General features: G+C 43.7%; 26 protein-coding genes. 19 read left to right on the forward strand and 7 right to left on the reverse strand.

Features of this window, described 5'->3' with window-relative positions; all coding sequences use genetic code 11:
- Positions 1–2: 2 nt before the first annotated feature.
- From rsgA to scfA, 3 genes are all read right to left on the reverse strand, one after another.
- Positions 3–1,622: a ribosome small subunit-dependent GTPase A gene (gene rsgA, locus NIA71_RS02840; protein WP_148395031.1), complete on the reverse strand. Its 1,620-nt coding sequence runs from the start codon at positions 1,620–1,622 to the stop codon at positions 3–5.
- 339 nt (positions 1,623–1,961) lie between these two features.
- On the reverse strand, positions 1,962–3,335 hold the full coding sequence (scfB, locus tag NIA71_RS02850; RefSeq protein ID WP_253019646.1) for a thioether cross-link-forming SCIFF peptide maturase: 1,374 nt from the start codon (positions 3,333–3,335) through the stop codon (positions 1,962–1,964).
- Between the two features lie 103 nt (positions 3,336–3,438).
- On the reverse strand, positions 3,439–3,585 hold the full coding sequence (scfA, locus tag NIA71_RS02855) for a six-cysteine ranthipeptide SCIFF (protein ID WP_148395035.1): 147 nt from the start codon (positions 3,583–3,585) through the stop codon (positions 3,439–3,441).
- A gap of 294 nt (positions 3,586–3,879) precedes the next feature.
- Here scfA and NIA71_RS02860 point away from each other — a divergent pair, with 294 nt between their 5' ends.
- The 8 genes from NIA71_RS02860 to NIA71_RS02895 all read left to right on the forward strand — a co-directional run bounded on the left by NIA71_RS02860 (position 3,880) and on the right by NIA71_RS02895 (position 9,754).
- On the forward strand, positions 3,880–4,647 hold the full coding sequence (locus tag NIA71_RS02860; RefSeq protein ID WP_253019647.1) for an ABC transporter ATP-binding protein: 768 nt from the start codon (positions 3,880–3,882) through the stop codon (positions 4,645–4,647).
- 1 nt (position 4,648) lies between these two features.
- A complete protein-coding gene (locus NIA71_RS02865) occupies positions 4,649–6,367 on the forward strand; it encodes an ABC transporter permease (protein WP_253019648.1) in 1,719 nt (572 codons plus the stop codon).
- A 3-nt stretch (positions 6,368–6,370) separates the two neighbouring features.
- Positions 6,371–6,565: an ATP-binding cassette domain-containing protein gene (locus NIA71_RS19860; RefSeq protein WP_269477387.1), complete on the forward strand. Its 195-nt coding sequence runs from the start codon at positions 6,371–6,373 to the stop codon at positions 6,563–6,565.
- Positions 6,544–6,750, forward strand: coding sequence for a hypothetical protein (locus NIA71_RS19865; RefSeq protein ID WP_269477386.1), 207 nt, complete (start codon positions 6,544–6,546; stop codon positions 6,748–6,750). The genes NIA71_RS19860 and NIA71_RS19865 overlap by 22 nt, the downstream gene beginning before the upstream one ends.
- Positions 6,747–8,033 carry an FtsX-like permease family protein gene (locus NIA71_RS02880; RefSeq protein ID WP_253019649.1) on the forward strand — a complete coding sequence of 429 codons (1,287 nt, stop codon included), beginning with the start codon at positions 6,747–6,749 and terminating at the stop codon, positions 8,031–8,033. The genes NIA71_RS19865 and NIA71_RS02880 overlap by 4 nt, the downstream gene beginning before the upstream one ends.
- A gap of 28 nt (positions 8,034–8,061) precedes the next feature.
- Positions 8,062–8,472 carry a hypothetical protein gene (locus NIA71_RS02885; RefSeq protein WP_253019650.1) on the forward strand — a complete coding sequence of 137 codons (411 nt, stop codon included), beginning with the start codon at positions 8,062–8,064 and terminating at the stop codon, positions 8,470–8,472.
- Between the two features lie 241 nt (positions 8,473–8,713).
- Positions 8,714–8,914: a hypothetical protein gene (locus tag NIA71_RS02890; protein WP_148395042.1), complete on the forward strand. Its 201-nt coding sequence runs from the start codon at positions 8,714–8,716 to the stop codon at positions 8,912–8,914.
- Between the two features lie 324 nt (positions 8,915–9,238).
- Positions 9,239–9,754, forward strand: coding sequence for a hypothetical protein (locus tag NIA71_RS02895; protein WP_253019651.1), 516 nt, complete (start codon positions 9,239–9,241; stop codon positions 9,752–9,754).
- A 124-nt stretch (positions 9,755–9,878) separates the two neighbouring features.
- Here the strand turns inward: NIA71_RS02895 and NIA71_RS02900 are convergent, their stop codons facing one another.
- The 3 genes from NIA71_RS02900 to NIA71_RS02910 all read right to left on the reverse strand — a co-directional run bounded on the left by NIA71_RS02900 (position 9,879) and on the right by NIA71_RS02910 (position 12,364).
- Complete coding sequence (locus NIA71_RS02900; RefSeq protein ID WP_253019652.1) at positions 9,879–11,072, reverse strand: site-specific integrase; 1,194 nt, start codon at positions 11,070–11,072, stop codon at positions 9,879–9,881.
- Positions 11,073–11,150: 78 nt separating this feature from the next.
- Positions 11,151–11,354, reverse strand: a complete 204-nt coding sequence (locus NIA71_RS02905) for an excisionase (protein WP_002607397.1) — start codon at positions 11,352–11,354, stop codon at positions 11,151–11,153.
- Positions 11,354–12,364, reverse strand: coding sequence for a replication initiation factor domain-containing protein (locus tag NIA71_RS02910; protein WP_004847057.1), 1,011 nt, complete (start codon positions 12,362–12,364; stop codon positions 11,354–11,356). The genes NIA71_RS02905 and NIA71_RS02910 overlap by 1 nt, the downstream gene beginning before the upstream one ends.
- 546 nt (positions 12,365–12,910) lie before the next feature.
- Here NIA71_RS02910 and NIA71_RS02915 point away from each other — a divergent pair.
- The 7 genes from NIA71_RS02915 to NIA71_RS02945 all read left to right on the forward strand — a co-directional run bounded on the left by NIA71_RS02915 (position 12,911) and on the right by NIA71_RS02945 (position 17,983).
- Entirely contained in the window at positions 12,911–13,582 is a 672-nt protein-coding gene (locus NIA71_RS02915; protein ID WP_002322214.1) for a helix-turn-helix domain-containing protein, read from the forward strand.
- A gap of 310 nt (positions 13,583–13,892) precedes the next feature.
- Positions 13,893–14,372: an MGMT family protein gene (locus tag NIA71_RS02920; RefSeq protein WP_002322212.1), complete on the forward strand. Its 480-nt coding sequence runs from the start codon at positions 13,893–13,895 to the stop codon at positions 14,370–14,372.
- A gap of 307 nt (positions 14,373–14,679) precedes the next feature.
- Entirely contained in the window at positions 14,680–15,174 is a 495-nt protein-coding gene (dfrF, locus tag NIA71_RS02925; protein ID WP_002322211.1) for a trimethoprim-resistant dihydrofolate reductase DfrF, read from the forward strand.
- Positions 15,175–15,257: 83 nt separating this feature from the next.
- Complete coding sequence (locus NIA71_RS02930) at positions 15,258–15,653, forward strand: SRPBCC family protein (RefSeq protein ID WP_010775277.1); 396 nt, start codon at positions 15,258–15,260, stop codon at positions 15,651–15,653.
- A gap of 26 nt (positions 15,654–15,679) precedes the next feature.
- Positions 15,680–16,000, forward strand: coding sequence for a TfoX/Sxy family protein (locus tag NIA71_RS02935; RefSeq protein WP_004612621.1), 321 nt, complete (start codon positions 15,680–15,682; stop codon positions 15,998–16,000).
- Between the two features lie 683 nt (positions 16,001–16,683).
- A complete protein-coding gene (locus tag NIA71_RS02940; RefSeq protein WP_253019653.1) occupies positions 16,684–17,238 on the forward strand; it encodes an RNA polymerase sigma factor in 555 nt (184 codons plus the stop codon).
- Positions 17,231–17,983 carry a DUF4367 domain-containing protein gene (locus NIA71_RS02945; RefSeq protein WP_253019654.1) on the forward strand — a complete coding sequence of 251 codons (753 nt, stop codon included), beginning with the start codon at positions 17,231–17,233 and terminating at the stop codon, positions 17,981–17,983. The genes NIA71_RS02940 and NIA71_RS02945 overlap by 8 nt, the downstream gene beginning before the upstream one ends.
- Before the next feature lie 478 nt (positions 17,984–18,461).
- On the opposite strand, the gene NIA71_RS02950 is transcribed toward NIA71_RS02945, so the two are convergent.
- Positions 18,462–19,556 carry a hypothetical protein gene (locus NIA71_RS02950; RefSeq protein ID WP_253019655.1) on the reverse strand — a complete coding sequence of 365 codons (1,095 nt, stop codon included), beginning with the start codon at positions 19,554–19,556 and terminating at the stop codon, positions 18,462–18,464.
- A gap of 140 nt (positions 19,557–19,696) precedes the next feature.
- On the opposite strand from NIA71_RS02950, the gene NIA71_RS02955 reads away from it, so the two are divergent.
- Genes NIA71_RS02955 through dut form a run of 4 tightly spaced genes read left to right on the forward strand, consistent with a single transcriptional unit; the run spans position 19,697 to position 22,376 of the window.
- Positions 19,697–20,368 carry a Bax inhibitor-1 family protein gene (locus tag NIA71_RS02955; RefSeq protein ID WP_227755205.1) on the forward strand — a complete coding sequence of 224 codons (672 nt, stop codon included), beginning with the start codon at positions 19,697–19,699 and terminating at the stop codon, positions 20,366–20,368.
- 57 nt (positions 20,369–20,425) lie between these two features.
- Complete coding sequence (locus NIA71_RS02960; protein WP_148395052.1) at positions 20,426–20,680, forward strand: hypothetical protein; 255 nt, start codon at positions 20,426–20,428, stop codon at positions 20,678–20,680.
- Positions 20,681–20,692: 12 nt separating this feature from the next.
- Entirely contained in the window at positions 20,693–21,943 is a 1,251-nt protein-coding gene (locus NIA71_RS02965) for a M16 family metallopeptidase (RefSeq protein WP_253019656.1), read from the forward strand.
- A gap of 4 nt (positions 21,944–21,947) precedes the next feature.
- Positions 21,948–22,376 (forward strand): dUTP diphosphatase, encoded by a 429-nt coding sequence (gene dut, locus NIA71_RS02970; protein ID WP_253019657.1) that lies wholly within the window; start codon positions 21,948–21,950, stop codon positions 22,374–22,376.
- Position 22,377 lies beyond the last annotated feature (1 nt).

A 22,377-nucleotide genomic window follows, 5' to 3' on the forward strand; every position in this document is an offset into this window, starting at 1 on the left:
ACTTATCTTCGTTTCTTTTTGGCAAAATCGCGCGCCTTTTTCATGCCGCCGACTTCTTCGAACATTATATTGAGCTTTTTGGTTTCAATCTCTTTGCTGGAAAGTCCGTCATAAGCGGATTCCCGTTTCAGCTTGCAATAATTTTCAAAGTGACGTCTGTCCAGACTGCCTTCTGCCAGGGCCTGCCGGACCGCACAGCCCGGCTCCCTGGTATGGGAACAGTCCCGGAAACGGCAATGCCTGCTCAGAGCTTCAATATCAGCAAAGGGCAGGGAGAGGCTGGCCGTATCAATTCCCAGTTCACGCATGCCCGGGGTATCGATAACCATACCGCCCTGGGGCAATAACAGCAGCTCTCTGCGAGTACTGGTGTGGCGGCCTTTGCCGTCGCCGGAACGGATTTCTGAGGTTGTCAGAAGTTCTTGTCCGGCCAATCTGTTGATTAAGGTAGATTTACCCACACCGGATGAACCGATAAAGGCCGTGGTAATGCCCGGGCGCAGATAGGCGCTTAGCTGCTGCCAGGAATCCGGATCCTGACTGGAAACGGCCAGAATGTCAGCATCAAAGGCAGCCGCCTTTACTTCTCTGAGGATGGTTTTCTGATCCGCGCACAGGTCGGCTTTTGTCAGGAGAATGACCGATGAAGCCCCGCTGCCGGATGCAATGGATAAATATCGTTCCAGACGATTGAGGTTATAGTCTTGATTGAGGGACATGCAGATGAATACCGTATCAATGTTGGCGGCGATGATCTGGCTCTGTCCGCTGCTGCCGGCGGCGCTGCGGGTAAGGACGCTTTTTCGGCTCAGGATGTGATGAATGATTCCATAACCCTGATGATCGTCCCTGCGGTCAACCATGACAAAATCTCCTACAGCGGGAAAGTCTGCGGTACAGCTTCTATCATATCGAAATTTCCCGGAGGTTTGAGCCAGCATTTCACCACAGGGACCTATGAGCCCGTACAGCTCTCGATACTGGGAAATGACGCGGGCCAGAGTTAATTCCGGGTAGAGAGCCGCTTGATCCAGGAAGCGCGGAGCAGCTCCATATTCGGCCAGCGGGTTTTCCGGTTTGTGAGTATCTTCCTGTGTCTGGGGGAAGAACTCCGGCGCGTACTGGACCACAGCGTTGATGAAAGCGGGGACCTGTTTTTGTGTTTCGTCCAGAGGTACTGCCATAAAATTTTCCGGCGGAACCGCAATGGGAGAATGAATTCCCCATTGGGCCGCCGGCCTGTAGCCAAATTTGGGGTAATAGGTTTCATGGCCGACTAAAAGGCAGATTTGATACCCCATCTCTCTGGCAATCCGGTGACCTTCTTCAATAAGAGCCGTGCCGATCCCCTGGCGCTGACAGCCCGGCAGGACCGATAGAGGGGCAAGGACTAGGGCTGGTATGTCGCTGAGGCCCGCTTTTGTAAAGAGGATATGGCCTACGATCTGCTTGTTTTCTTCTGCTACCAGAGAAAGCTGGGGAATGAAAGCCTCACTTCGGCGCAGCCGTTCCACCAGGTTTTGCTCGTCGCCGCTGCTATGTGAGGCGGTTTTAAAGGCTTTTTTAATGAGCTTATATACATTCAGGTAATCTTTTGGTTCTTCTTTTCGAATTAGAAGCATGTTCGTTTCTCCTTTTCTTCATTTATAAAATAACTGCGGGAGTGAAAAGGCGGAACACGGATTTCGGAAAAAGAAAAAGACATAGCTCAAGACTATGTCCAAATCATTCAAAACCTTAATTTTCAAGGTGTGAATATGGTCATAGCTCTGTCCGAAACTCTGCACGACAACTAAACGGATCAAAAGACCGCTTCCCTAAAATCGTCTGCAATTCGTGTTCCTTACAGAACAATAGCCACAAAGACACCACCTTTCATTTGCATTACTTTTCTTTATCATAGCATCGCCAGGCAGCCGGGTCAACTGGAAAAAACTGATTTCCTTCGGCTCCGGCTTAGTCTAAAGTTCTTCGCACATCTCAGCGACCTTCAGCATAATGGCGCATTCGATGCGCTTTTTATGGAGCTGGCAGCCCATTTCATAGATGCCGGTGATTTTTCCCGTTGTATGATAGGCATTGGCCGCACAGCCTCCGCTGCAATATAACTTGGCGAAGCAATCGCTGCATTCTTCATGGGAATAAACATTGCAGCCCTGGAATTCATCACAAACGGTATGATTCGTGATCCCATCGTAAATGTTCCCCAACAGAAACTTCTCGTCGCCGACAAATTGATGACATGGATAGAAGTCGCCGGAAGGGGTTACCGCCATGTATTCGGTTCCTACGCCGCAGCCTGAGATTCGTTTTACGATGCATGGGCCGCCGGTCAGGTCGATCATATAGTGATAAAAGTTAAAATCCCGTCCTTTGCCTTCCCGCTTGCGCTCCAGCATTTCGCAGGCCAGCCGTTCATATTCGCTGAGCAGCTTCGGCAGGTCGGACTGGGTCAGCGCATAAGGCGCATCCGGCGGCGCCACCACCGGCTCGATGGATAGCTCCTTAAAACCCAAATCCGCCATATGCAGTACGTCGCTGGCAAAATCCGTGTTGTAATGGGTATAGGTGCCGCGCACATAATAGTCCTTTTGATTCCGGCTTTCCGCCAGCTTTTTGAAAGCGGGCAGAATGGCTTCATAAGTGCCGCCTTCGTCCAGAGTACGGCGCATGTTGTCGTTGACATCCTTCCTGCCGTCCAGGCTGATGACCACGTTGCTCATTTCTTTGGCCGCGAAATCGATGACGTCATCGTCCAGCAGGATCCCATTGGTGGTAAGGGTAAAGCGGAAGGTCTTTTCACATTCTTTTTCACGGGAGCGGCCGTAAGCCACCAGCTGTTTTACCACATCAAAATTGAGCAAAGGCTCGCCGCCGAAAAAGTCTACTTCCAGATTGCGGCGGGAACCGGAATGTTCGATCAGCCAGTCCAGAGCCCGTTTTCCCACCTCATAGCTCATCAGCGCCTTTTCTCCATGGTATTCGCCCTTTCCAGCAAAGCAGTAGCCGCAGGTCATATTGCAGCCATGGGCCACATGGAGGCAGAGAGCCTTGACCACGGATTGGCGTTTCTTGAATAAATCGGCTTCTCCTGCAAACAGGTCTTCTGTATAGAGCTTGTTTTCTTTTTTTAAGGTTTCCAAATCATCGATAACTTCCTGCACCTCGTTTTCCGTGATGCCGTGGCGCCGGGTGATGATGGATGTGAGCTCCTGGATGGGCGTTTTGCCGTAGAGCTGGATGATATCGTAGGCCACATCATCCACCGTGTGAATGCAGCCGCTGTTTGCGTCCAGCACGATGTTGTAGCCGTTCATTTTATATGGATGGATCATAAATTTGTCCTTTCGTAACAAGAAAATAGCTGCATCCGCCTCGAAAGGAAATGCAGCAATATCGCAACGTTCTACAGATTCGGCAGGGCCGAATGGCTATGTACTAGTTCTTGCACTGTTCGCACTGCTGGTTAGCAACGCTGCAGGATGTCTTGCTCGCTGACTGGCAGGAAGTCTGGCATTCGCCGCATCCTCCGGTCTTAGCAGACTTTGCAAGATCGCGAGAAACTAATGTCTTGATTCTTTTCACTTGGAATTCCACCTTTCTGTTCAAAATACTCGTAAAAATCGGTTCAACATGAGCAATGATAACATATTTTTTCCCGGTTGTAAAGGGATGGAAAACTACCAATCTGTCCAAAACAGCAAATGACGAATTGGAATTTTTGTGATAAAATAGGGGCGTGTATTTGTGTAAGCAATAAAAAGGGAAAGCATTATGGTTTATGATAACGTTAAGCGATTATACGGCAGCTGTCAGCGGGCCTCTTACGGCCTGTTTGCGTCTGCCGTTTTTGTGTGTATATGAGGAAGGTGAAGCGAGATGGAAACTATTTTGCGGACAGTAAACATCAGCAAGCGATACCAGGCGGGCGGCGTTACTACGGAGGCGCTTAAGGATGTTTCGCTCAATCTGAAAGAAGGGACCATTCTGGCGGTCATGGGTAGCAGCGGTTCGGGCAAGAGCACTCTGCTCCATATTCTGGGAGGGCTTGAGGCTCCCGACAGCGGGCAGGTTTTTCTTCAGGGGGAAAAGACGCCGATTACTTACAAAGAGCCAGAAGTCACCCTCTATCGAAAGCGATATATTGGATTTGTTTTCCAGCAATTTCATTTGATGCAGGATTTGACTGTGAAAGAAAACTTATCCATTCCCCTCTTGGTCGAGAAAGCGGATCCGCAAACGATCAGGCTCAGAGTAAGCAAAACGGCACAGCAGCTGGGCCTTACGGGAAAGCTTTTGAATAAACCGGCCCAGCTTTCCGGCGGGCAGCAGCAGCGAGCCGCCATTGGACGGGCTATCATCACCAATCCCAAGATTATACTGGCGGATGAACCGACAGGAGCGCTGGACTATCAGACTGCAAAGGATGTTCTGGATCTTCTGTGCAGGGTCTGTAAGGACAGCGAGGCGAGCATGATTCTGGTCACCCACGACCCGCTGGTCGCTGCCAGGGCGGATCAAGTCGTTTTTCTCCATAACGGCCAGCTCCGGGGTGAGCATGTGAATCAACCTGGACGGGATAACCTTTCGGAGATTTTGACAATGATTCGCAGTCTTTCTGTAGATGACGAAAAAGGAGTTGAGTGATTTGCGTGAGTTAAAGCATTTAGCGGAAACACTTTTGATCCGTTCCAAGAGTTTGACCCTTTCCTGCCTATTCAGCCTGACTTTTGCTCTTTTTTCCATCATGCTTATGGTCAATTTCGCTGTCAATTCGCTGATGATGGAAGGGGTGGGAACAAAGGAAGCCCAATCGCTGATTCTGATTGTCGCCATACTGGCGGCGATGGTGCTATGTGTCAGCAGTCTGTTTACAGCGGCTGTCTTTGGAAGCTATTTGAGAAAGTATCATACTGATATGGCAGTGCTCCGGGTCTTAGGCGGCGGGCAGCAGCAAGTGCGGGGTATTTTGGAGAGGCAGATCCATATTCTGCTGATTATCAGCTTTGCCATCAGTCTGCCGGGATGCTGGTGCTTTTATCAATGGGGACTGCCTCGTCTAACCAGCCTGGCACGCCTTTCTGATTATGGGGCGCTGCGGTTTCATGTTATCTGGTCTTTAGCCGCAGGCATATTCATTTGTCTGCTGATCAGAGCCGTTCTGTTATCCCTGGTTGTAAAGCAGGGGAAGATGCTGCCCGTGGATGTGATCCGCGGCCAAAAGATCGGGCAGAACGAGTCTGGCCGCAGGAAAGCGCATTCCTTTCGGTTTGACAATGACTTTACCTTTTCCATGCAGCTGCTGGCGCCCAAAATCAGAGAAACTCGCTTAATTATTGCTACAATTGCCATATTGACCGTGATGATCATTTTCGGATCTTCCATGTTTCAGATGCTGTCCGATAATGGAAGCGAATATTTGAAACGGGTATACATCTCCGATCTGGTGGCTATGGAAACGGAAGACAGTTCTGGGCTTAACGAGCAGTCCGTCGATCGTATCGAGCAGGAACTAAAAAGCTGCTCCCAGTTTGAAACTGCGGTGATGTTCATGGCAAATGAGATCACGATAAAAGATGGAGGGGAACGGGAGGAAGTGTTTTACCAACGGGGAGACCTGAACGCTCTTTTTGAGCAGGGATTGATTTCCCATGACATAACCGGCAGCGGAGTGCTGGTCAGCTCCAATTTTGCCAAAGAGCATAATTTGAAAACCGGCGATAATCTGACCGTCGAGGCTGGCGGCCATGAAAAAGAGCTGCTGATTCAAGAAATCTTTCCTGCTCAAAACCGGTATTGGGCGGATATCCTGGTTGATAAGGATAACCCGAATCTGGTTCCGCCAGGCCCTGATTTTCTGGACACGCTCTATATTTCAGGTGATACGGCGGCTGCGGAAGAGAAACTGTCAGAATTAAAAGAGCAGTTCCCGGAGCTGACCTGGTCGACTTTGAATCAGCGTCTTGATTATGAGAAGCAGCTGGGCCGGGAGCGGGGCGGATTGTTTTTTATGACAGTCTGGTGTCTGGTGGTGATTGCCGGGATTGGCTGGATCAATTCTTTAAGCAGCATGATCAAAAGCCGGGAAGCGGATTATAATATGCTTCATGTTTTGGGATTCGTGCCCCTGCGGGTGGTGAAGATCATGGTTTATCAGATTGCTGTCTATTTGCTTTCAGGCATCTTGATCGGCGCTGTCCTCGGGGCGGGATTTTTGGCGCTGATGCATATCGGGTTTGGGGCGATGGTCATGCTCCTGCCGGCCATTGGATTCATGGTCCTTTTGTGTCTGCTGCTCATACCGGAAATCCGCAGGATTGCCTGGGGGAAAAGATTGTTGTGTGTCATGAAGGAAAATGAGGGGTAAAAAATGGATTTGTTGACTGTAAAACATCTAAAAAAGGTTTACCGACAAAGCTCCAGGTCCGCAGGGACTGAGGCGCTGAAAGGCGTGTCTTTTAAAGTGGAAGCCGGGGAATTCGTCGCGATTATGGGTCCTTCTGGCTGCGGGAAAACCTGGATTCGGCCGCCGCAGCCAATATCATGGACTGCTTTCTCCAGCTAAACCAGGAGCAGAAGCGGACGATTCTTATGGTGACCCATGATGCGTCTGCTGCGAGTTTCTGCGGCAGAGTGGTGTTTTTGAAAGACGGAAAAGTGATAAAAGAAATCAAAAAAGAAGCGGAGAATGATGAGTTTTATCAGCAGATTTTAGGAGAGCTATCCGCCTTCAGGAGGTTGGGAGCATGACTTATGGAGAAATGCGCTGGAAGATCTTCCGCTATCATTATAAAAGCTATCTGCTGTATTTCATCTGCTGCGGCTGCATGATTGCGGGATTTCAAGTTTTCGCTGGCATTTTCATGAATTCGGAGTTCATGAACCCGGAAATTGTAACGTCCTACATATCCTCGGATATCTATGCTCCCAGCGCAATTGCGGCGCTGCTGTCCCTCTTTTTCATTCCTTATTCCCACGGATGCTTTAATCGACAGTTGAAGAAAGACTACGCTGTCTTTTTGTCCCTGGGGCTGGACGCCAGGACCTTGAACCGGAGCATGATCGGAGAAAATGCCCTCATCGCGGCGGCATCTCTTGCGGCAGGACTTGCTGCGGGCGGATTGCTGTCATATGGATTTTATTTTTATATCATTCACGTGCTCCATGTGGACGGCCTTCATATGGGTTTCAATCCGGCGAGTTATGCCGTAACGGCAGGCTGGTTCATCCTCCTATATGCAGGCTCCATTGCATGGGGCGCATATGCGGATTTTCGACAAACGATTGCGGCACTGCTGAAGGAATCCATAAGAGCAAGAAAAGGAATGAGCTCCAGTAAATTGATTTTTCTTTTGGGATGGGTTTTAGAGGCGGCCGTGATTGCATACCTGTTTTTCTGGTATGATGCTGATCACAATAACAATCTGGCCGTTTGTTTTGCCATTGGTACGATCGGTATGCTGCTGATTATCTTTCATTTTATGGCTGCAGTGGACTTTTTAAAAACACGGCTGCCCAGGTTTTATTATAAGAACCTGTTTTTCTTTACCGACCTTGCCCATCGTTTTGGCAGCACGAAAAAAATCATTCCGTTAACAGCGGTGCTTTTAGGTTTGGCCATCTTTTTTCAAGCCTGGCCCTTTGCGGCTGGCCAGATCACAAAGCGTGACGTGGAGATTATGCACCCTTATCAGATCGCGTACCCTGTCATCGACGGCATGAATCGTATTTCTGAACAGAACTTACATGAACTAGCAGAAGAGAACCATGCTAAAATCATTAAGGACCGGCAGATTGATTTTTTATCCTTTGAGGGCAATTCGATTTTTTCCGCAGAGAAAATCAATCAGCTGTTTCATAAGGATTATCAGGTTGAAGAAGGAACGGCAGTGACTGTCTTTCAGTACCCCAAAGAGGACGGAAGGGCCCACCGGCTGCTATGCCGGGTCAATCAGGCTGCTGGACTGCAGGTCGCAGAAGGAATCGCAAAGACTGGGCGATGCTTTAACGGTTTATTTTGCTGTTTCCAATGAGTCAGAAGAGGACGCTGACCATTACAGCTTGTATACGAAATCCGATACAATCACGGAGGACAATCAGACCAATTCTTTTATGCTGTTTGTGTTTTCTGTGATGGATTTCATGCTGTATTTGTCCGCGCTGGTCATGCTCCATTTCAGGATTGCCATTCATTTAGAAGGGGACCGGAAAAAATATGAGAGCCTGAAAAAAATAGGGGCAGCCAGCGGAGACCTTGATTGGTTTATGGGTAAGGAAATCAAACTGATGTTTTTAACCCCGGCGGTGATCGCCCTGCTTGGAGCGGCGCTGTACGGCAGTGCGCTCTTTCTTCTTTCGGGCGCAGCGCAGAGATATCTCTTTGGCGTTCTTGTGATAGGGAGCCTGGTTATCGGTGTCCAGATGCTTTTGTGCCGTTTCTATATGGGCTATTGCCGAAGGCGTTTTCTATAAAAAGATCTTGAGTGAAAGGCAGTGCGTGTATGGTATAATCAGGATGTCTGCTAAAGAGTGGAAATCTGGAAAGGATAGAATGGAAATCAAAAGGGAGGTCAAAACGACAACACCATTAGCGCTCTTGCAACTTTTTGATTTATTTGAATTTTTTGATAATTAAAAAAATAACGCTTGAGCCTGCTATTCTTTGGGTATATAATAAAAACATAAAAAGAAACATTGAGAAAGGAGATACGACATGGATATGAAAGAAAAGATGAATCTGCAAAACGAAGCGGATTTCCCAGAATATCTGGAAAATGTAAAAGATGAAGAAGAACCGGAAATGATCGATTACAAAGCGATGGATCTTACGGAAGATGAGAAGATGGAATATGAAATGGAAAAGGCTCGTAAAGAGGAGGACTACGGGGATCAATATATGGAGGCCGCAGAATAGAGCACAGAAAGGCATGAAAAATAATAGGTGAAAAAAATGGTAATACTTCCGGAAATCAGCAGGATATGCTCCTTGTGAACACAGAACACCGAAGCGGTGGAATCTGTATCATGAGGAGCATATTTTGTTGCAATCAAAGAGATCAGTCTTTGCATGCAGTCTGACTTCGGTTATCTTGCTGCTTGGTCTTTTCAAAAAAAGATTCTTTTTTTGAAACTTTTTTAGCCTTACTCCATCTAATATAGTGTAAGCAAGTATTATGCAGCTGGCCGGTTCAAAGCCAGATTTGATATTATGGAAAATAATTAAGAGGTGGATAAATTCATGTTAAAAAAAGTTGACCTGGATGAATGTATGAATGAAACTGGCATAGATACAGAATTTGTTATAACAAACAAAAACAACAAAAAGGTATCTCTCAAAAACGTGTATGAAGTAATCGATAACAATATAGGTGTTCAAATTGCAATGTCGGAGATATTGCTGATAACAAATGATGCGGAAAATATTAGCGATATGGTCGCATTTATATCTTTGGAAGAGGATAAATGCATTGATTCGCAGCTGGAAGAATTATGGATGATTTTTAAGTCGGTATATGTAATTGTGGACGAATTTAAAAATAAAATTGCATGTCAAGTATCCCAACCAACACCAAATGCGATTAGAATGTTTGTACAAGCCTATAATGAACAACGACTAAATAAATGGATCTATACGTTTTATTCAGGTGCAAAGGCTTGTGATTGTAATCAGATCGCATTATATGAATACATAAGTGATGGTTCAATTAAGAAAAATTATATATGTCTTTTTGACTATCTTTTTATATCTTCTTAAATGTCCGCAAAGCCTTATTTTATCGGCTCTACGGGCATTTTGCTTTTGTGGTAAACCTCACATATCTAGGTCTATCTTCTTATATTTTCGCTATCAAGCGTGGTTAAAATCGTGGTAAATACTTCTATGCAATTAGACGCTGAACCTCTGATTTTGCGGTATCTATGGACGCATGAGCGTACCAATTCATTGTGATACTAATGTTTGAATGCCCCATGATATACTGTAAATCTTTTGGGTTCATGTTCTTGCTTGCCAGCCTTGTGCAGAACGTATGGCGTAGCGTATGCGGTGTGATATGTGGCAAGGGATTGTCCTTGTGGTGCTTGTTGTATTTCTTTACCATACGGACAAATAAGGCGTTGTAATCAATCGCAACTTTTGGCTTGTCCTTATGATTGACAAATAGGAAATTGCCCCGTCCGTCTATCACAAATGGTTCTGCCTTTGGGCGTTTCTTCATAACCCGTTGAAATGCCTGTATCGTTTCTCTGCTTAATGGTACTTGCCTTATTCCGCTTTTCGTCTTAGGCGTTTCAATATAATAGCCTTGTTCCTTGCTCTTTAGTAACTGGTGGTCGATAATCACAACTTCATTCTTGAAATCAATATCGGCTACTGTCAGTCCGCACAGTTCCGAGATACGAAGTCCTGTTTTTAACAGTATCAGCACATCATCATAATACTTGTGATACACATTGTCCATCTTGATGAATGAGAGTAAGGCTTGTTCCTGTTCCTCTGTCAATGCAACTTTCTCTTTGGTATCATTTTCTAGGACTTCACTTAACTTGAAATCAAAGGGATTTTTCCTTACGCAATCGTCTTGTATGGCGATATAGAATGACGCTTTTAACGAGCGTTTATGGTTGTTAATGGTATTGTAGGAAAAGCCTTTGTCTTTCATGCGTAACGCCCATTCTTTAGCGTCAGAGGGTTTTATCGTATCAATGCTCCTAGCACCTAACTTATCCTCTTTCAATAACCGCATGAGTTGTTCCCGTTGTTTTATTGTGCTTTTCTTCACATTTGCCCTCTGTGCGTTCTGTTTGGCATAGAGTTGGCAAAGCGTCATTTTCTTGCCTGTGCTGTCGATACCGTCCTCAATATCCCGTCTTATCTGCTGTTCCAGTTCACGAAGTGAGGGTTTTTCCCGTTTTCCCTTTGGTGTCGGGTCTGTGGGTGTCAATCTCCAAGCATACACATATTTTGTGTTTCCAAATGCGTCTACATATTTATATAAGTATTTCCCGTCTGTTCGTTGGCTCTCTCCAGTATGCAGGATACGACCTTTGTTATCCCGTCTTTTTTCTTTCATGGTGTCTGCTCCTTTCCTTGTTGGAAAGAGCCTTGATATGACTTGTGTTCATCATAACACATACAAGGCTCATTTGCATTAGATTGCGTCCAATTTGTCAATAACCTGTTCAAACTGTCGGCGTTTAATCTGTATGCGGTTGCCATTCATAATGAGCCAGCCAGCGTCCTTGTTTTCCTCTGCTAAGCGTCTTAACTTGTTTTCTCCGATACGGAAATACTTTGACGCTTCTTCAATGGTAAGGGTGTATTTTTCCCATACGGGAATATCGTTGTTATTCATCAGATACCCCCTTTCCCATGTTTCGTGTCATACTGGATATAGGGGATAAGGTCGGTGCGGTTTATCCTCTGTAAATGGGCGGTTAATTTACTGGAAAGGGAATTGCTGTATCTTGCCTTATCAAGCATAGTTCCCACTTTTTCCAGTCCGCCTAATGCGTCATGTTCTTCCAAGAAGTAAAAACTTTTGACAGCGGAAATCACGCCACCCTCTGTGAGCCATTGCTGTGTTTCTTCAAGGGAATTTTGCTGTTTTGGTACTTGCAGTTTTAAGACTTCCACAGCCCCTAAAAAGCGTTCCCAAAACCGACAAGTTTTCCATCTGCTCTTATTACTTTCGTTTCTGTTTGGTACGACAAAGCGTAGGTTGTTTGCCAATAGACCGAAAGCCAGTTCTCCAAGTTCCAGCGGTCTTTCCTTGAATGTCATGGCAAAAGCATGAGCCTTATCATCACGCAGTTGCATTTCTGTCCGTTTCCAACTGCCGACTTCCTCAAGCGTCTTATTATGTTTTGAACAGACTTCCTTATCCTTATCATAAAAGCGGTAGGACAATCCCGATTTACCAGCACCGATATAAACAGTCTTTGCGGTGTCGAAATCATCAAACTTGCTTTCGTCAAAGTGGTAGCCCTCACTATTCGAGATAAATTCCTCTTTTTCGCATTTCTTCTTTATCTGCTCTATGGTAAAAAATGGCTTTTCGTTTTTATCATCAATGGCAATATCAAGCCTTGTGAAGTGGAAGTTATCCTGTCCGTATCTTCGCTCACAATGTTTGAACATATCCCCAAAAGTACAATTCCTACTGTCGAGAATACGGAAAATATCATCACACCCTCTGCCGGTCATAACAAGATAACAGCCTAACCCTTGTGGGTTATCCTCTGTTTTTCTTGCGTCGCCCGATACATAAATATCTCCAATCTGCCAGCGTGCTTGATAGGTTTTGTATTTAATGCTTGCCGGATAGACATTGAAAATGTCAGTCGGTAAACCTAAAATGTGCATGATGACATCTTCAGCAGTTGCCGTTTCAAATACAATGCTGATGTAATCAATCTTAACGGATAAATTTTTGTGTGTAGTTATAGTGCATTACTCCTTTCGTATGTCCCGTTTTTTGCGGGGTAAAAATTGTGTTTTTTCCTTTATTTATCACAGTTTCTAGGTACTGTGACATGTATGCGCAGGGCGGTGTTACATATACGCCCTTTATGAACGCCTAAAGGCGTTCCCTTTCTTCCTGTGTCTGATCCGTTCTTAACGCTCACGAGCCTTGTAAGGCTCGTGGCTAAACGGAACAGCCCCAGTCAGAAACCTTATTTTCGGTCTGATAGTCTATGCTTATTCATGCTATCAAAATGAAAATACATCTTTTCTATGCTTACTCAAGCGTGTGATTGACCCTAGCGTGCTTAATCACTCTATCTGATACGATAATAACGCCATTAGAATTACTTGTCAAGAAGTTTTTGTTGACTTTTAGATATATATTAAGTATGATATGCTTATAAATACCAAGAAAAGCAATGAAAGGAGTGTTTATACTAAGTCATGGAGCATTACGAAAAGAAAATCAGTTTCTTAGGAGAGAACATACAGACCATAAGAAAGCATAGAGGAATGAAACAACAGGAACTTGCGGACAAAATCGGTATCAATATGCAGAGCCTTTCCAAGATTGAACGTGGCGTGAATTATCCTACCTTTGATACGCTGGAAAAGATAATGGACGTGCTGGGAGTAACACCCAATGAATTATTGTCGGGAGAATGGAAGTATATTGACCACACCGAGCCCTATATCATGGATATTATCAAACGGGAACAAGACTTCAATGTTTCCTTAGATTACCTGTCTGAAAATGAATTTTTCGATGATGAAAAAGAATGCACATTTTACAAGGCATATAAACTCATACAGTATATCCATAACTACATTACCAATGAGGTTACGGAGTTGGAAGAACTTATGGAAATCAAGCAGTTGATACAGCGTCAAAAACTGGAACGCATGATAAAAGTACATAAGGAAATGCGAGGGTTAGACCGATACAGAGAACAGCCCAAAGAGTATAAATACCATGACCCTTATGATGATTGGATATTTCGTCAGCTTGCGGATATAGACAACAGAAACAACATTCCCGACACTTCTCCACAAGTAGACTTCAATGAAGCAGACTATGAAGATTATCTAAAGGCGAAATGGAACAGAGGTCTTTAATTTCCTCTTGCATGGAAGATACAGCAAACAAAAAGCCCAGTAAAGAGTGCAAAGCACCACCAATGGTGGCAAGGCTCTTGACAGGGCTTTTTCTTTTCTGTTGTGGGGTAATCAAGAGGAAGAAAGAAAAAGTGTGCATTTTTGTTCCATAAATGCTAAGGGTATGCTGATTTTTATTGTGGCGGATATATGGAACTGTTATAATATGGATATGAAGAAAGCGACAAATTTGAAAGTGTTAATAATTTTCAAACAGCCTCATTGCATGGAAATAAGAAACAGACTATCCTTAAAGTAGGAGGTGGCACAAATGGCAAATGAAGATAAAAAAGATTTTAATGCTATGTTGCATGATAGTAAGGATATGCCAAAATTTCAAATTATCATAGACCAGAAAAGTATTGAGAAATATGGTGGAAACAAAATGTATTTTGCTCCCCCGATTGACTATGACAAAGTAATGAAAAAAGTTCCGTATGGTAAAGTGATTACGGTTGGAAAAATACGAGAACACTTTGCAAAATTGAGTGGTGCAGATTTTACAGAGCCGATTACAGCGGGTATATTTGTTTCTATTGTAGCGTGGGCGAGTTATCAGCGTTCCGAAGATGAAACACCCTATTGGAGAACATTAAAAGCAAACGGAGAATTAAATGCTAAATATCCAAATGGTATTGAAGCACAGAAAGAAAAATTAGAAGCAGAGGGACATACCATTATTCAAAAGGGGCGTAAAAATATACGATACTATGTAAAGGACTATGAAAATTCTCTTTTTGATTTGAAATAGGCAAATTCTATTTCACAATTTCATATCTCTATACACAAAGCAGTTAGTCTTAGGATTGACTGCTTTTTTCATACCTAAATTTCAGATTGGAGTGATGAAATGGTGTTTGTTAGAGCTGTTCAGTAAGATTATCGGTGCATAAAATTTTATTGTGGTGCAGATATGAAAATGATATAATGTGGATATGAAGAAAGCGACAAACTTGAATTTGTCGAGCTGGTTAGTTCGAGATAATTTTGAGTTTGTTAAGATGTGGTGCACTTGATGGAATCACAGGTACGACATCATATTATGGAGGATGAAATAGATGATAGGTTTGATTGTTGCGAGGTCAAAGAATAATGTTATAGGCAAGAATGGTAATATACCATGGAAAATAAAGGGAGAACAAAAGCAATTTAGAGAGTTAACAACGGGTAATGTGGTTATTATGGGGCGAAAGTCTTATGAAGAAATCGGTCATCCGTTGCCTAATAGAATGAATATTGTTGTTTCCACCACAACAGAGTATCAAGGAGATAATTTAGTTTCAGTTAAATCATTAGAAGATGCATTATTATTGGCTAAAGGACGAGATGTATACATATCTGGTGGATATGGACTATTTAAGGAAGCTTTGCAAATAGTAGATAAAATGTATATCACAGAAGTAGATTTAAATATTGAAGATGGAGATACATTCTTTCCAGAATTTGATATCAATGATTTTGAAGTTTTGATAGGGGAAACACTTGGTGAGGAAGTGAAATATACGAGAACATTTTATGTAAGGAAAAATGAATTGAGTAGATTTTGGATTTAGGGTGTTTTCATAAATATATTGCTTTTTATGCATATATAAATTGTTGTAAGACAAATTCCAGTTTGAAAAGGGGAAATGAAAAAGTGGCAATTTCAAATATAAATACAATTATTAGTAATGATATTCAAAAAGTTTGGAACATTGTTTTAGCTGTTGATAAATATAACTCATGGCGAAGTGATTTGAGCAAAACAGAAATAATAAATGACAAACAATTTATTGAATACACAAAAAATGGATATGCTACTACATTTACCGTTACCGTTGCAGAACCATATAAACGCTGGGAATTTGATATGGAGAATAGCAACATGAAAGGTCATTGGATTGGTGTTTTTATAGACAAAGGGAATGAAACACAAATAGACTTTACAGAAAATGTGATACCTAAAAAGTGGTTTATGAAACCTTTTGTAAAAACCTATTTGAAAAAACAACAAAAGCAATTTGTTCTGGACTTAAAGAAAGCATTGGAATAATAAAATTCAAGATTGGAGGGTTGGAAATGGCTTCAAGTAAAGATTATTTACAATTTGTTTTAGAACAATTATCAGAATTACAAGAAATAACATATCGTGCAATGATGGGAGAATTTATTATTTATTATCGTGGAAAAATCGTTGGCGGTATATATGATGATAGGTTACTTGTAAAACCAACAAAGTCTGCAATTTCTTATATGCCGACAGTTACTTATGAAATTCCATACGAAAACGCCAAAGAAATGTTATTGGTGGAAGAAGTTGATAATAAAGATTTTCTGACGGGGTTATTTGATGTGATGTATGATGAACTACCAACGCCAAAACCTAAAAAGAAAAAATAAACAGCTTCTAGTTTACAATTTCATATCCATATACACAAAGCAGTTAGTTTTAGGATTGACTGCTTTTTAAAAAGACACCATTTAGGTGTAATGATGTCTTTTGGGTGTTATTTTATAGGTCATATCAAGGCTCATTCAATCGTGGTAAATTCGTGGTAAAATGAGTTTTTTCTATACTTCAAAATACTTGAAAGTATAGTGTTTATGCGGATAATCGAAAATTAGATATAAAATTTCATTTAAATCTTCAATCATTACAAGAAGATCCTTTCTTTCAATATGTTCTTTATAGCAAAAGAAATTGTATAATACAACCAGGTTTTTTTGTTTCTCAATATGAATTGAGCCAAGTCGATGAGATTCCTTATATAAGAGAGATTTGCTCGATTGTAAATCATTTGTATATTATGATACAAAGATCAAAAGACATAGACGGCAAAGAAATTTACGAAAAATATTTGACTTGGAAGTAAAAGGTTTGATAAATAAAACTATCGTTCACGGCCGGCCTTGGACTCTATCAGAATTGACTTCGGCAGCGGAGTGTCCAATTTTTGTTCTGCAATCTTGCTCGACACGGCTCGCAAGTTATAGGAAAAAATCCATTGAAAGTTATGAGAGCAGCTGAATTTATGTGTTATACTTAATTAACGTCGTTGCAATGGTTAAGGTGGTAATACATAATGGGCAGAACGCAGCAAAAGGACATGATCTCAAAAGCGATACAATTGTATGAAGAAGTTTTTAGATTTGCTTTTCGTAAGATAAAGGACAAGGATGCGGCGCAGGATATCGCACAAAATGTCATGGAAATTGTCATATCCAAGATGCACACGCTTAAAAACACAGAGGCGCTTAAATCCTGGGTCATGAAAATCACAGCAAATGAAATCAACGCTTACTTTAGGAAAATAGAGAAATATAGGAAGAACACCATCGACCTTCAACCGGATGATGGTTTGGACATCGTTGAACAACTGCAGGATTTAGAGGCCGATATTTTGGAAAAGCTCATCAGAGAAGAATCGCAGCATAATGTGATAAAAGCGCTCTTGAGACTGGAACCCATTTATCAGGATATCATCCGGGACCATTTAGTGTATGAAATCCCATTCACCTTGATCGCTGAGAAACGCAAGATCAAATATAATACAGTTAAAACCCGTTACAAAAGGGGAATTGAAAGTTTAAAGAAAGAATTCGAAAAGGTAGAGAAAGGGGGAGGCAAGGATGAGTAAAGATGTCCATGAAGAACTGCAAAAAAGCATGCAAAAAGCATGGCAAAGCTATGAACCAGATGCGGAAGATATCAACGTTCCTGCCCCTGATCTAGCTTTTTTGCAAGATGGAAGTTCCAAAGTCATAGACCCACAGGAAATGAACCTGGATTTCTTGTCAGGGGAAAAGAAACATAAGCGGCATATATCAAAAGTCGCAAAAGTGGCCGCGATATTGCTTGCAATTTTAGTAACAAGCAGCGGAATGGCTGTTTTTATGAATTCGGATGCATCCTATGGTGTAAAAGGCGTTTTCCAAAACATAAAACACTATATATCACCCCAGGAAGAACCATCTATGAATGAACAAGGGTCTCTCTCCCTGGAAGTTACGGACTGGGAGAAGTTGGACGAGGGAAAAAATGTCGTGCCAACTTTGTATATCCCTCAATATATCCCAAAGGATTATACGTTTTCAAAGTGTACTTTTTTTAAATCAGAAGGAATCGCTTCGAACTTCTATGAATTTACAAAAGGAGAAGAAACATTACTGGTTACTGTTGATACTTACAATGGCAGCACGGATATTTACCTTAGTGGTGAGGAATATAAATCGCCATACTCAGATAAAGAAATATACGTGGAAAAAACGGATGGTGAATATACCGCCACTTATGTTGATGAATCTATTTACATTCGGGTGGTAAGTACCATTTCCAATGAAGAAAATGTCAAGGTTATTGAGGGCGTAGAACCGTCAAAATAACCAGGCTTTGAGCAGGGCAGTGTTTCTTCTTTCCGATGCAAGAAAGCGGTGTGAGGCGGCTTACTGAACACCACCATGAGGAAAATCATCGCTATTCCGGTTTACAGAAAGGCATCACGATAATTTTTAATCGCTGAATGGAGAAAAACACCAACAAAGGGATAATTTACCCACGGATCATGCCTGATTTGCGGGTGAAAACGCCTAAAATCATCGCGGATGACCAAGATTAGCCGCATCAGCGATGATTTTGCCTAAAAGCTCTCAGTTGCCCGTCCGGCTGCACATCATCCCACCGAAAATCTGTCAGCTGCCCCTCCGGCCGTCAACCTGTCAATCAGCGCCCGGTCAGCGAACCGAGCCTTACAACCTTGAAATCCGGCAGCTGCGGCCGCGAACAAAACCAACAACAAGAGACCATCCCCCCAAGAAGGGAGAACGGTCTCTCTGTCTGTAAAAAACGATCTTTACAGTCTGCCTATCTTCTGTGGCGCGGCTGCGGTCTGCATGGATCGCAATCGCAAGGTTCATGTTTGGGCGGAGCACATTCATTACAGCCGCAGTCGTTGGCGATGGGCGTGCCGTTGCTGTCACATCCGCAGGCCGTATTGGCAGGCGGCGGAGCGCACGGATCACACGGGTCGCAGGGATCGCAGCATGGGTCGCCGCAGTTTTCCGCTGTATCCTGCGGGCTGATTCTGTTGGGGAACAGGGTCGGGAAGGTGGTGCAGATCGGATTGGTCTGTGCCGGAATTTCCGCGAACCCGGTGGAAAGAACGCACAGCTGAACCGGTACGGTTACTTTTTTCTCACAACTTACGCATAAAGCAATAATCAGGTTGCCGCATACTTCTCCTTCAGGACCTACAGTCAAATCTCTGCCGCAATTATTGGTGGCAAGACGGGTTTCGCACGCAACATTACTGAACTCAGTAAACCTGGGAAGGAATGCACTGTCCACCGTACTTGGCATACAGATTTCAAAGAAATTGGTCAGAATCAGCGGATGGGAAGCCGTCGCAACGTTTACTTCCGCACATACTGTAAAGACACTTTCATTATTGCATCTGTCGCATAACAGCAGGTCGATGTATACTAAAACGTTTCCTGTGATGCTTACGTTCTGAGTACCGAAGATCGGCGTTCCCATGCATTTATCATCACATTCTTTCGTATCGGCGTAAAGTACCTTTTCCGAAAGGGTTCCGTCAGGTCCTACGACCTCCAGCGGATTCCCCTGGCTATCCTGTAAAAACGTGGCGCCGGAGATGCTGGTGTCAACATCCAGATTCAGATTCCTGGGATCATCTACATTACATGGATTAAAAAACCTCTTACAGCGAATATCTACAACTCTGCTGATGGTGTGCCCGCAAGGAATGTTCGGAGTGAACATTTGTCCCTGTACAGTCTTCATCCCCTGAAGATTAAAGAGCACAGCATCGTAAACACTTTGGGCATAGATCGGAGTGCTGACTACATCGTCGAGCTTTCCGTTAAACTTGCAAAGATTGCCTGCATTGCAGCAATTCTCGTAGAGGTCCGGCGCTGGCCTGTTGCCGAAACAACTCATATGGTTACCTCCTTTATTTCACAATAACGTATTCTTGGATAGTATATGAATGTTTTCAAATTTGTGTTACAGGAGTAAATTTTATTGGCAAAGAGAAGAACTATGGTATAATACTCAAAAAGGAAAAGGGGTGTATAGGAATGTCACAAGGAAGTCTGGTGAATAAAAATCTTCGATTTACATTATCTCCTGGCGAGAAGGAAATAAGCGTTCGGACGTACAATCTGTTGATCGGCTTGACGCTTTTGTACGGCTTTGCTGTAAATGCGGCTATGGTGGTGCTGTTTCGAGGTGTGTTCGATGGAATCAACCAGTGGGTACTGCTGATCGGATATTTGGTGTGTGTGTTTGTGGGGGCAGCGCTGACGCGAAGCGACAGTGCAGGCGTCAGTTTTCTTGGGTACAACTTTATTGTTGTACCGCTGGGAGTGATGCTGACGATTCTGCTACCTTACTATGGATCACAGCTGGTCTTTGAGGCCATCGTCATTACGGGGGCTGTTACGCTGCTCATGCTGGCTGCCGGAACGCTATTTCCCGCTGTTTTCCTGGGAATGGGCAGGATGCTTTTTTTCACGCTGGTTGTGGTGTGCATTGCCGAGCTGTTTTGTATATTTGTCTTAAAAGCCGATTTTGCTATTTTTGACTATGCGGTGGTACTGCTCTTTTCTGCCTACATTGGATATGATTGGGCAAAAGCCAACCGGTATCAGAGGACAGTAAACAATGCCATCGACAGCGCAACCGATCTATATATGGATATTATCAATATCTTTATTCGCATTCTGGCGATATTGAACAGGAATCGGTGACAGAGCGGGATAATTGTGTTACAATATAATTTACTTGAAGAAAAGGTACGGATAGTTATGAAGCAAAAAGACCCGGTAAAATCACAACAGGAAAAAGATGCGGAAGAAAAACAAGGCGTGGCCAAACGAGCCAGCCTTGCTATTTTTATGCTGGTGCTGATTTTGTTCGCAGGAGTTCTAGGTATCACTTATTTTTTTGAATTGAAGTTCGGAAAGACTGCGGGCACGGCGGCATTGATTGTTCTTGCGCTGGTTATTGCCGGTTATCTGTACAGAAGAGAAATCATGGAGAAAATAAAGAGAAAGAAATAGGGTGTTATTAGAATGATTCAAACGAGGAAACTTGATTGTGGTACCACCGTTATTATGGAGCAGATCCCGCATCTGCAATCTGTAGCGCTGGGAGCCTGGGTACGGGCAGGTTCGGTGGATGAACCTGCCGAGATCGCAGGTGTTTCCCATTACATTGAGCATATGATGTTCAAGGGGACGGAGAAGAGGTCCGCAAAGGAAATCGCTGCTGACGTGGATCGGATCGGCGGACAGTTCAATGCCTTCACGGGCAAGGAGGCAACCTGCTACTATATAAAAACACTTTCCAGCAATTTGGATAAAGCTGCCGGGATTCTGCTGGATATGCTGCTCAATTCCAAGATGGATAAAGACGAGATGAAAAAGGAAAAACGTGTCATCTGTGAGGAGATCAAGATGATTCAGGATACGCCCGACGACGATGTTCATGATACGGTCTGCGAGCTGGTATTCAAAGGTAACCCTCTGGGAAATTCCATTATCGGCACACCGGCTTCTCTGGATAACATTGATCGGGATGTTTTAGTAGACTACATGTCCAGAGAATATACCAGAGATAGTATTGTGATCGCGATAGCGGGCAACTTTGATGAGGAGGCGATCTGTGAGCTGTTTCAGGACAAGCTGGGATCGCTGGGAGCTGCCAAAGAAGAAAAACGACATATGCTTCAGCCTTATTGCCCGGGGTATAAAGTGAAAACCAAGGATATTGAACAAAGTCATATCAGTTTGGCCACCCAAGGAGTAGCCTTGGAAGACGAAGCCTATTACGCAATGGGACTTCTGAGCAACATTATGGGCGGAAGCATGAGTTCGCGGCTATTTCAGAACATCAGAGAAGAAAAAGGACTGGCTTATTCGGTTTATTCCGTAGCGAGCTCCTTTAGCAGCAGCGGATATTTTAACATTTATGCGGGTGTTGCTCACAATAAGATTAAGGATGCCATCGCCGGCATTAAGGAAGAGCTGGAAATACTAAAGCGTGATGGTGTGACAAAAGAGGAACTGGCAACAGCAAAAGAACAGATGAAAAGCAGCTATATTTTCGGGCAGGAAAATGTGACAGGGAGGATGTTTTCCATAGGCAAGAATATGGTGATCTGTGGTAAAATCCATACACCGGAAGAAGTGATCGAGGGATTCAATCGGGTAACGATGGACGACATGCGAAAGGCTGCGAATAAAATCTGTGATATGAGCGCCTATTGCGGCGCTGCGGTTACAAACGAAGAGTTTGATTTGAAAGCAATTATGGAGGCGTAGATCGATGGAGATCAAAATTCGAAGCGAACGGGGTTACTTACCGGCTTATGAAACGGATGGCTCTGCAGGAATGGACTTGCGAGCTGCATTAAAAGAGCCGGTTTCTCTGGAGCCGGGTGAAAGAACGCTGGTGCCTACCGGGCTGTATCTGGAGCTGCCTTTTGGGTATGAAGCGCAGATACGTGCCAGAAGCGGCCTTGCAATCAAGCGTGGTATCGGTCTTGTCAACGGCGTCGGCACCATCGACAGCGATTACCGGGGAGAGATCAAAGTAGCTTTGATCAATCTGGGAAAGGATCCCTTTGTAATCAAGGACGGGGATCGGATTGCCCAAATGGTAGTCGCCAAATATGAGCGGATTGCCTGGAAAGTTTCTGATAACTTGGAGGACACGGAGCGGGGACAGGGAGGATTTGGACACACGGGTGTCTGAA

The sequence above is a fragment of the Ihubacter massiliensis genome (assembly GCF_024125305.1).
Classification (GTDB): Bacteria; Bacillota; Clostridia; order Peptostreptococcales; family Anaerovoracaceae; genus Hominibacterium; species Hominibacterium faecale.

Coding starts and splice junctions, on each gene's coding strand:
- NIA71_RS02950 (WP_253019655.1), bottom strand. CDS start 19,556: ATGAGTTGTTTCGGCAACAGGCCAGCGCCGGACCTCTACGAGAATTGC.
- rsgA (WP_148395031.1), bottom strand. CDS start 1,622: ATGCTTCTAATTCGAAAAGAAGAACCAAAAGATTACCTGAATGTATAT.
- NIA71_RS02910 (WP_004847057.1), bottom strand. CDS start 12,364: ATGCACATTTTAGGTTTACCGACTGACATTTTCAATGTCTATCCGGCA.
- NIA71_RS02960 (WP_148395052.1), top strand. CDS start 20,426: ATGAAGCAAAAAGACCCGGTAAAATCACAACAGGAAAAAGATGCGGAA.
- NIA71_RS19860 (WP_269477387.1), top strand. CDS start 6,371: ATGGATTTGTTGACTGTAAAACATCTAAAAAAGGTTTACCGACAAAGC.
- NIA71_RS02940 (WP_253019653.1), top strand. CDS start 16,684: ATGGGCAGAACGCAGCAAAAGGACATGATCTCAAAAGCGATACAATTG.
- dfrF (WP_002322211.1), top strand. CDS start 14,680: ATGATAGGTTTGATTGTTGCGAGGTCAAAGAATAATGTTATAGGCAAG.
- NIA71_RS02905 (WP_002607397.1), bottom strand. CDS start 11,354: ATGAATAACAACGATATTCCCGTATGGGAAAAATACACCCTTACCATT.
- NIA71_RS02860 (WP_253019647.1), top strand. CDS start 3,880: ATGGAAACTATTTTGCGGACAGTAAACATCAGCAAGCGATACCAGGCG.
- NIA71_RS02915 (WP_002322214.1), top strand. CDS start 12,911: ATGGAGCATTACGAAAAGAAAATCAGTTTCTTAGGAGAGAACATACAG.
- NIA71_RS02920 (WP_002322212.1), top strand. CDS start 13,893: ATGGCAAATGAAGATAAAAAAGATTTTAATGCTATGTTGCATGATAGT.
- NIA71_RS02935 (WP_004612621.1), top strand. CDS start 15,680: ATGGCTTCAAGTAAAGATTATTTACAATTTGTTTTAGAACAATTATCA.
- scfB (WP_253019646.1), bottom strand. CDS start 3,335: ATGATCCATCCATATAAAATGAACGGCTACAACATCGTGCTGGACGCA.
- NIA71_RS19865 (WP_269477386.1), top strand. CDS start 6,544: ATGGACTGCTTTCTCCAGCTAAACCAGGAGCAGAAGCGGACGATTCTT.
- dut (WP_253019657.1), top strand. CDS start 21,948: ATGGAGATCAAAATTCGAAGCGAACGGGGTTACTTACCGGCTTATGAA.
- NIA71_RS02955 (WP_227755205.1), top strand. CDS start 19,697: ATGTCACAAGGAAGTCTGGTGAATAAAAATCTTCGATTTACATTATCT.
- NIA71_RS02965 (WP_253019656.1), top strand. CDS start 20,693: ATGATTCAAACGAGGAAACTTGATTGTGGTACCACCGTTATTATGGAG.
- NIA71_RS02880 (WP_253019649.1), top strand. CDS start 6,747: ATGACTTATGGAGAAATGCGCTGGAAGATCTTCCGCTATCATTATAAA.
- NIA71_RS02900 (WP_253019652.1), bottom strand. CDS start 11,072: ATGAAAGAAAAAAGACGGGATAACAAAGGTCGTATCCTGCATACTGGA.
- NIA71_RS02890 (WP_148395042.1), top strand. CDS start 8,714: ATGGATATGAAAGAAAAGATGAATCTGCAAAACGAAGCGGATTTCCCA.
- NIA71_RS02945 (WP_253019654.1), top strand. CDS start 17,231: ATGAGTAAAGATGTCCATGAAGAACTGCAAAAAAGCATGCAAAAAGCA.
- NIA71_RS02895 (WP_253019651.1), top strand. CDS start 9,239: ATGTTAAAAAAAGTTGACCTGGATGAATGTATGAATGAAACTGGCATA.